This window comes from Vibrio sp. Vb0349 (genome assembly GCF_033338975.1).
The window spans coordinates 1-1409 of record NZ_JAWOTS010000192.1 but is presented as its reverse complement, the minus strand read 5'-3'; the positions used below and the strand labels follow the sequence as shown (position 1 = coordinate 1409).

The window sequence follows — 1409 nt, the reverse complement described above, 5'->3', positions numbered from 1 at the left end:
TGTGGATGTTGTGGAGAAGGAACAATAATGAACATTGCTGAGTATTCCATTAAGAACAAAGTCATCAGTTGGTTGTTCATTGTTATTCTTGCTATCGGTGGGGTGACTTCATTCCTAGAGCTTGGTCGATTAGAAGACCCTGCGTTTACGATTAAGGACGCGATGATTGTCGCGACTTATCCTGGGGCGACCTCCAAAGAAGTGGAAGAAGAATTAACGTATCCGCTTGAGAAAGAGATTCGTAAACTGCCGTACATTGATCGAATCACGTCGACCTCTTCGAATGGTATGTCGCAGATCATGGTCAGTATGAAGATGGATTACGGCCCAGACGAACTGCCACAGATTTGGGACGAAATGCGCCGTAAAATCAATGATCTGCAACCAACTTTACCGCAAGGTGTTCAATCTCTGCAGATTATTGATGACTTCGGTGACGTGTACGGTGTGATGTTGATGCTGACGGGCGACGATTACGACTATGTCGAGCTCAAACGCTATGCCGACCACCTACGACGTGAAATCGAACTGGTTGATGGCGTGGGCAAAGTAGACATTGCTGGTGATCAGCAAGAGATGTTGTTCGTTGAAATCTCGCTTGACCGCCTTGCGTCTCTGAATCTCGACATGAACGTTGTTTCTGGTTTGCTTAACCAACAGAATAACGTGGTTTCGGCTGGCGAAGTTATGGTGAATGGTGAAAGCCTCGTCATTCGTCCTAGCGGTACGCTGAATACCATTCAAGCGTTAGAAAACCTGATCATTCACGGTCGTGATACAGGTAATTTGATTCGCTTAAAAGACGTTGCGACGATCACCCGAGGTATTCAAGAAAAGCCGGGCAACATGATTTTGTTTAACGGCAAGAAAGCAATCAACATCGGTATTTCGTTTGCGTCTGGCGTTAACGTAGTAGAAGTAGGTGAGCGCCTTAACGCTGAGTTAAGCAGTTTAGAGTCCATCAAACCTGCGGGTTTGGACATGAGCTATTTCTACAACCAAGCGCAAGAAGTCGATGATTCTGTAAAAGCGTTTGTGATCAGCTTAGCTGAAGCGGTAGCCATCGTAATTATTGTGCTGTTGTTCACTATGGGCTTACGTAGTGGCGTGATCATTGGTGTGGTTCTTCTGTTGACGGTGTTTGGTACGTTCATCTTGATGAATTACAACAACATAGAACTTCATCGGATTTCGCTCGGTGCGTTGATCATCGCGTTGGGTATGTTGGTGGACAACGCGATTGTTGTGGTTGAAGGTATTCTGGTTGGCCTGAAGAAAGGGCGCACAAAGGTTCAAGCTGCCGTTGATATTGTGAAACAAACACAGTGGCCTTTGCTTGGCGCGACAGTAATCGCAATTACCGCGTTTGCACCAATCGGTTTATCTCAAGACGCAACTGGTGAATTCAT

1 pseudogene is annotated in these 1409 nt (G+C 45.9%); it reads left to right on the top strand.

Annotated features, from left to right (window positions below):
• Window positions 1-27: 27 nt before the first annotated feature.
• Window positions 28-1409: pseudogene (gene vmeV, locus R7Q47_RS24460) on the top strand (multidrug efflux RND transporter permease subunit VmeV); the annotation flags it as partial.